Source organism: Chitinimonas violaceus (genome assembly GCF_052601015.1).
Genome location: NZ_JBQXDJ010000019.1, coordinates 61043 through 68133, shown reverse-complemented (window position 1 = coordinate 68133; position 7091 = coordinate 61043). Strand labels below are relative to the sequence as shown.

5 protein-coding genes are annotated in these 7091 nt (G+C 49.1%); 3 read left to right on the top strand and 2 right to left on the bottom strand.

The annotated features are described in order from the left end of the window. Positions 1-405: 405 nt before the first annotated feature. Complete coding sequence (locus tag ACUHMQ_RS09030; RefSeq protein ID WP_445295131.1) at positions 406-786, bottom strand: nuclear transport factor 2 family protein; 381 nt, start codon at positions 784-786, stop codon at positions 406-408. Positions 787-913: 127 nt separating this feature from the next. Here ACUHMQ_RS09030 and ACUHMQ_RS09025 point away from each other — a divergent pair, with 127 nt between their 5' ends. Beyond that, positions 914-1798: a LysR family transcriptional regulator gene (locus ACUHMQ_RS09025; protein WP_445295130.1), complete on the top strand. Its 885-nt coding sequence runs from the start codon at positions 914-916 to the stop codon at positions 1796-1798. Positions 1799-1823: 25 nt separating this feature from the next. Here the strand turns inward: ACUHMQ_RS09025 and ACUHMQ_RS09020 are convergent, their stop codons facing one another. Continuing rightward, positions 1824-2024 (bottom strand): DUF1289 domain-containing protein, encoded by a 201-nt coding sequence (locus ACUHMQ_RS09020; protein ID WP_445295129.1) that lies wholly within the window; start codon positions 2022-2024, stop codon positions 1824-1826. A gap of 740 nt (positions 2025-2764) precedes the next feature. On the opposite strand from ACUHMQ_RS09020, the gene vioA reads away from it, so the two are divergent. Both vioA and vioB read left to right on the top strand, forming a co-directional pair. Beyond that, a complete protein-coding gene (gene vioA, locus ACUHMQ_RS09015; protein WP_445295128.1) occupies positions 2765-4021 on the top strand; it encodes a flavin-dependent violacein biosynthesis tryptophan-2 monooxygenase VioA in 1257 nt (418 codons plus the stop codon). 58 nt (positions 4022-4079) lie between these two features. Continuing rightward, complete coding sequence (vioB, locus tag ACUHMQ_RS09010) at positions 4080-7091, top strand: iminophenyl-pyruvate dimer synthase VioB (protein WP_445295127.1); 3012 nt, start codon at positions 4080-4082, stop codon at positions 7089-7091.

The window sequence follows — 7091 nt, the reverse complement described above, 5'->3', positions numbered from 1 at the left end:
CCGTCGGAAACGGTGGCCGGCCGCCGCGGGCGCGGCTGGGTCGAGGCGCTGCTCGGTCAATGTCTGCCGCCAGTGCGGCAAAATCGACATGGGTCCCCAGAACCTTCAGTGCATCGCCCAGCTGATCAAGCTTGGCTTCACGTTCTTCACTGGCAAACAGACTGGATTTGATCATGATTGGAGGGCTGACTTTTGGATGTCGGAATCATGCCATGGGCGGAGGGTTTTTCGAGGTGCCCGAAAGAACGGTTCCTGCAAACAGTTGTGAACAGTTGGAGAGGCAAATGAACCGTTTCTTAGAATCTGTTCAAGATCTGTCACGAGCAGTTGTCAGCAGGGTTCAGAGCAGCACATAAGCCCTGATTACAGCTGCACAGTAAGATCATGAACAGGTTCTTACTCCTTTTACTCACCGTGACTGCCAAGCAAGCCGAAGTGGTCATCTGCCAGCATCCAGCGGCCATCTTGTTGAACCCAGCGTTCGCGATAGATACGACCATGTCCGATGTTCATTGACCAATTGGCAGACAGTAACACAGTGTTTGCATCAATCACTTCAAGCACAGGTTGGAGATACTGCAGATTGGTCGCCCCTTTGCTGACCAAATCGTTCCAGAAGGAATAGATGGCGTCGCGGCCGGTATAGATGCCGAAGGGTTGCGCTTCCATGACGGCGTTGTCGATATAGGTGTCGGCACATTGCCTGGCATTACCGGCATTGAAAGCGGCAACCCATTGTTGGCTGGCTATTAAAAAGTCAAATAACACTTTGTGATGGGCTTGCATGGTGGTACTCCGTCTGGGGTTGTTGAAATCACGGAGCGAAGTCTATATTGGGCGATATTTAGCAATAAATGGTCAGAAAATTCATTCACTGTTTATGGAAAATGAACGAAAGCAACTGGCTTTTCGTATGCTGCTGTTTCGTGAAGTGGTGAAGCGGGGTAGTTTCACCGAAGCGGCGGAAGCACTGAACCTGACCAAATCGGGTATCAGTCAGCATGTGTCACGCCTTGAGCAGCTTCTGGGTACACAGCTGTTGGTCAGGACAACGCGGCGGCTCAGCCTGACTGAAGCCGGTCGCCTGTTTGCTGCACGATGCGACGAAATGTCGGTATTGCTAGATGTGGCGCGAGACGAAATTCAACAACTGCAGGCCCGTCCAAAAGGTCCAATTAAAGTAACTGGCCCGCATGCGCTTGCATCTAGCGTAGTGGTACCGGCTTTGGTGCAGTTGACGGAACGGTTTCCTGATTTGGAACCGGACATACGGGTAGATGATGCGGTGGTCGACATCGTGAGGCATGGTATCGACTTGGCAGTGCGGGTAGGTGAGTTGGCAGACAGCAGTTTACGGGCACGTAAACTTGGCGAGCTTTGGGGGGTGCCAGTTGCATCGCCCGGTTACTTGATGCGCGCCACGCCGATTTACCAAGTAACAGATTTTATATCCCATGCCTTTATTGCGACGCGCTGGCAGCAACTTAACAAGTCGTTGCAACTGATTGATGCTACCCAGCAGCTTCACGAACTGCCGATGACAGCAAAGTACCGGGTTGATAGCGCAGCGCTGGCTTGTGAGTTGGCGTTACTGGGCAAGGGTATTGCCGTATTACCAAATGTGCTGGTTAAGCCTGCGCTTGAGCGTGGAGAGCTGTTGACCGTTCTGGATGGTGTATATGGTGAACGGCGGTCGGTATATGCCGTACACAGCTACCAGGGTGAGCCACCTATGCAGATTCAATGGTTGCAGAGACTTCTGGAGCGGCAACTGGGCAACTTTGGCAAGTTATCTTGAACTGGTTCCGGATCGCTTCTTGCGATTAGTCTGTTACATGCCAAGGCGCTGGCAGCCCCTGTTCTGCCCAGTGTGATTCAAGCCGTCGCCAGACGGCTTCTTTCTCTGTATCGCTCAGGCACACCCAGTTGGCAACTTCAAAAAACGTACGGCCGCAGCCCATGCAGACCTCGTCGCCTAGGGCGGTGGAGCAAAGGGCAACGCAGGGGGAGTCGGGACGGCTCATGAGAAAAGGCACAAGGCAAAACGCCATTGTAAACGGCTCAACGCTGAAGGCCAGCAGCAAGTGCTGGAGGACTTGGCTTTCCCTTTTCCCTCACCGTTTAGAACCTGTCCGCGATCTTACTGCGCAGCTGTGATCAGGGCTCATTTGCTGCTCGAAGCCTTCATGCACAAGAGGACATTCCAGCTTCTGCGCTGCACCTTGTTGATGGTTGCTCGCTCGCGATAGATCGCTGAACCGGTTCTTAGTACTTGTCCAAAGTTTGCTGTAAGTCAGAAATACGACGTTGAAACGCCCTCAGAATGTTCAATCGCCACTTGTAATCTCTACTTCCTCGAGTGTTTTTGCCTTGTCTCACCTTGGCTCGCGAAATTTTGAACGAATTCTTAATTAATCAAGATGTCAGTTAGGCCATGGTGATTGAATAAAAATCAACATATTACTTAATTAACGGAATCTGTAATTTGCTTGAAGTTATCCAATGTAAAAACATTAATTTCTTAATTTCGCATTTTCAATATTGTTGCTGAAATGACGTATAACTTGTTAATAAACTGTTAAAAATAGTCCCTGATGCACAAAAGGTCTCCCAAATAAGGTAAAAATTGGGGAAACACGTCGATCACGTCAATCATTGGCGGATTCACACGTCTAGCCGCGCCAAAAGCGTGGTGATTACGTGTGCCCGACTAATCAACATCGCCACTAGCAAGCGTTGAGCAGTTTCCAATAGGGGATTTAAGATGATGCATTACTCTGACATTTGTATTGTTGGTGCCGGTATAAGCGGACTTAGTTGTGTAAACCAGCTACTGGAGTCATCGGTTTGTAATGGTCTGGATATTCAGGTCTTTGATATGAATGCCGATGTCGGTGGGCGTGTCAATTCCAAGAACTTGGATGCGGAAGAAAGTATTGAGCTGGGAGCAGGACGTTACTCGCCACAATTGCACCCGAATTTCCAGCGTGTCATGCAGAGTTACGATCAGAAGAATGATATTTATCCATTTACCGAATTGGCGCTAAAGGATAATGTTCAAGAAAAGTTAAGAAGTACCATATTAAGTTTGATACCCATGCTGAAAGAGCATGGTAAAGATTCCTTTTTAAGTTTTATCAGCAGTTACCTTGGGGAAATTGAAGCAAGGAAGATAATAAAGTCGATGGGTTACGATGCTTTATTTCTGCCGAACATTTCTGCAGAAATGGCATATGATATTATTGAAAAGCATCCGGAGACCCAAAGCTTTTCCAAGAATGCTTTGAACCAGTGGTTTTATGCCTCCAATGGCTTTACCCAGCTGATTGGTCAGATGAAGGCTGAAGCGCAATCCAAAGGGGTGAGCTTTACCTTTGATCACAGACTGATTTCCCTGATTAAGCAGGATGATGAATATCAACTCACATTCCTTAATGAAGCCAATGAAACAGTCACACATGTAGCACGGCATGTCATCTTGGCTATTCCGCCATCGGCCATGCCGAAATTGGCACTGAACTTCCCCGAGGATTGGAGCCAATATCGATATGGCTCGCTCCCCCTGTTCAAAGGATTCCTGTTTTACGATACACCTTGGTGGGAGCCCTATCAGCTCGTAGATAAAGTCATCATTGCCGACAATCCCCTACGGAAGATTTATTTCAAAAGCAACAAGTACATCTTTTTCTATACCGACAGTGAAAATGCCAGCTATTGGCACGACTGCTTAAAGAATGGAGAGGATGAATTCCTGAAAGAAGTACATTTCCATCTTGCTGATGCCTTGGATCTGACACCAGCGCACATACCTTTCCCAAAGGAACATCACCATAAGCACTGGCCACATGGTGTCGAATTCTGTGTGGATACGGCCATAGAACATCCATTTGCCTTGCTTCATAAAGAGAACGGCGTTATTGCCTGCTCAGATGCTTATACCTCCCATTGCGGTTGGATGGAAGGGGGGATACTTAGTGCCAAAAAGTCGGCGGGTATATTGATCGAACGACTTTCAAAATGAAAACCCAGGTAATAGTGGATCAGCAGAACGCAATAGTGGCCATTGGGCAGGGGTAAGTATGAGTATTCTTGATGTTCCTCGTTTTCATTTCAGAGGATTCGCCCGTGCCAATGTGCCAACTGCGAATAGAAGTGTCCACAATGATATAGATATCGCCACCAATACCGTGTACATGAATGGTGAGCCGTTTGATTTATCGCGGCCACCAACCGATTTTCATGCGCATTTAAAAAAGCTTGGCCCGCGGTTCAATGCAGAAGGCAAGCCTGATCCGGAAGGGATATTCAGTCTTGCAACAGGTTATAACGCTTGCGGGAATAATCATTTCTCCTGGGAGAATGCAAGAATCACCGGGGTACAGCTCGCAGCGGGGATTATTGATACAAGTGATGAGTTGGTCGGTTCCAAGTTGGCATTGTGGGGGCACTATAACGAGTATTTAAGAACCACTTTCAACCGTGCCCGTTGGGTGGATAACGACCCAACCCAGATAGATACCACAGTGATCTATGCTGGCCAATTTGTGCTGAGCGATAAGAACGCAACGCCGAATTCCCCGCATATGTTCTCGGCGGATATTAATCAAACCCACTCAGTACGGTGGCTGGGTGGGCATCACATTTCAGAGCGTAGCAGTCATTTTCTGGATGATGAGTTTTCACGTACCAGGGTATTTCAGTTCTCGGTACCGAAAGGTGATCCATATTTCCTATTCAACATGCAGGGGTCAACCCCGGGGAGTTTGAATTATCTACGGCAGGCGTTGGAAGATGAAAATGTGCTAGGGCTTACTGTCCAATATGCGCTGTTCAATATGTCCACACCGCCAAAACCAGATTCACCAGTATTTTACGATCTGGTAGGGACTATGGGTCTTTGGTACAAAGATGAGCTGGCAACTTATCCCGCAGGCCGCTTACTTTTGCCACAAAGCACGGGTTTGGGCCCGATTACAGTAAAGGTTCATGCTGATCGGCTTTCGTTCAATATGCCGACGAGTATCCCCTTCACGACCAGGGGTATGAAGCCGGTTGCAGATAATCACCCTACGCATCAGTTGGGCGGTAAGTTCCCATTGGGTAATCTTGAATTGAAAACCCAATCGGGTGCTCTGGTCGCCCATATTCCAGAGCAGTTGTATCTCGATTTCTGGAATAACCACGGTGTACTTGATGTTCCGTTATTGAACATACCGGACGATACACTCGTGTTGGTTAGCGATAAGGCGCACTGGGTGGAAAGTGACTGGGTAGTACAGTCCGATAGCAACAATATTGCTTTGGAAGCGCCAAATAAATCCGAAGATATAGCCTTCCCGAAAACAATCGATATCCGGAGTTACTACCGCGGTAAGCCCATGCAACACCCTGCATTGGCAATTGGTGTGCAGGATGCCGATTTGGTCGGCACTCATGTCCAGTATTCCTTGCAGGCTGAGGGGTTGGCGGAGCTGACGTTGGAGGGCAAAGCATCAGGGGCGACCCGTATCGTACTGGGGGCCGTCGAAAGTGCGCAGCACATTGGCGTACGCGTGCTGCCGGACGACTGGCATCTGGATGACGTGCCTACTGAGCAGGTCGATTACGCGTTCTTGTACAAGCATGTCATGGGGTATTACGAGTTGATCTACCCCTTTATGTCGGACAAGGTATTCAGCCTGGCGGATAGCTGTAAATGCGAGACCTATGCCCGGCTGATGTGGCAGATGTGCGACCCACAGAATCGCGAAAAAAGCTATTACATGCCCAGCACGCGGGAACTCTCGCTGCCCAAATCCAGGCTGTTCCTCAAGTACTTGGCCAATGTGGAAGCATCGGCCAGATCCAGCGATGCGCAGCAGGTCGAACCGACGGCAATTACCAGCAAAGCGCAGCTGATTACTGAGCTGAGAAAGGCGGTGGATCTGGAACTGTCGATCATGCTGCAGTACCTGTACGCCGCGGGCTCAATACCCAACTATGCACAGGGGCTGCAGCTGGTCGAAACGGGGCGTTGGAATGAAGCACAGTTGAAGCTTGCCTGTGGAACCAGCGATAGACGTCGTGAAAGCGGCTTTCGTGGTGCGCTGCTGGAAATCGCGCATGAGGAAATGATTCACTACCTGGTGATGAATAACCTCCTTATGGCATTGGGCGAGCCTTTCTACCCGGGTAACCCTGTCATCGGTAATCAGGCGCAAACAATATATGGGCTGGATACCGAATTCTCTTTTGAACCCTTCTCCGAACATATATTGGCGCGCTTTGTCCGGTTTGAATGGCCGAACTACATCGCGTCACCTGGTAAATCCATTGCGGATTTTTATGCGGCAATCCGGCAGGCATTTACTGATCTACCCGGGTTGTTTGATGGGGTTGAAGGAAAACGCAGTGGCGAGCACCACTTGTTTTTAAATGAGCTGACCAATCGCGCCTACCCAGGTTACCAATTGGAAGTGTATGACACGCAAAGCGCATTATTCGCTGTCGACTTTGTGGTTGAACAAGGGGAGGGCGGTGCGTTTGATTCGCCGCATTTCGACACTTCACATTTCCAGCGGCTGCGTAATATCTCAACCACGCTTACCGCGCAGAAAATGCCTTTCGAGCCGGCATTGCATGTATTGAAGAACCCGGTTCTGGAAGAGCGTGAGGGATGTAACAAGGTACTGGATGTCAATGCCAGGGCTTTGATGAAACTTTATCAAGGCTGTTATGAATTGATGTTTTTGATGATGGCGCAGCATTTTGCCCAGCCTCCTTTTGGCAGCCTGCGTCGTTCCCGGTTAATGAATAGCGCTATCGATATCATGACCGGACTGTTGCGCCCGCTTTCTGCGAGTCTGATGAATATGCCATCCGGTATTCCCGGTCGGAATGCAGCACCGCCAATACCTGACCCGGTTAATCCTAAAGTGATCGACGACTATAGTTTGGGCTGCCAGATGTTAGCCAAGCGCTGCCGAAAATTAGCTGACTATGCAAAGAATCTTGAAACCGGTGTGGTAGGTAAAGCGCAGCTAGATATGTTGGAATTTTATTACCAGCACATGACAGATCTAGCTCAGGGAAAAATAATCAGAGAGGCCTAG

What these genes read in the sequence shown, in the direction of transcription:
- ACUHMQ_RS09030 (WP_445295131.1), bottom strand. Translation starts at nt 786, where the DNA reads ATGCAAGCCCATCACAAAGTGTTATTTGACTTTTTAATAGCCAGCCAA.
- ACUHMQ_RS09025 (WP_445295130.1), top strand. Translation starts at nt 914, where the DNA reads ATGCTGCTGTTTCGTGAAGTGGTGAAGCGGGGTAGTTTCACCGAAGCG.
- ACUHMQ_RS09020 (WP_445295129.1), bottom strand. Translation starts at nt 2,024, where the DNA reads ATGAGCCGTCCCGACTCCCCCTGCGTTGCCCTTTGCTCCACCGCCCTA.
- vioA (WP_445295128.1), top strand. Translation starts at nt 2,765, where the DNA reads ATGATGCATTACTCTGACATTTGTATTGTTGGTGCCGGTATAAGCGGA.
- vioB (WP_445295127.1), top strand. Translation starts at nt 4,080, where the DNA reads ATGAGTATTCTTGATGTTCCTCGTTTTCATTTCAGAGGATTCGCCCGT.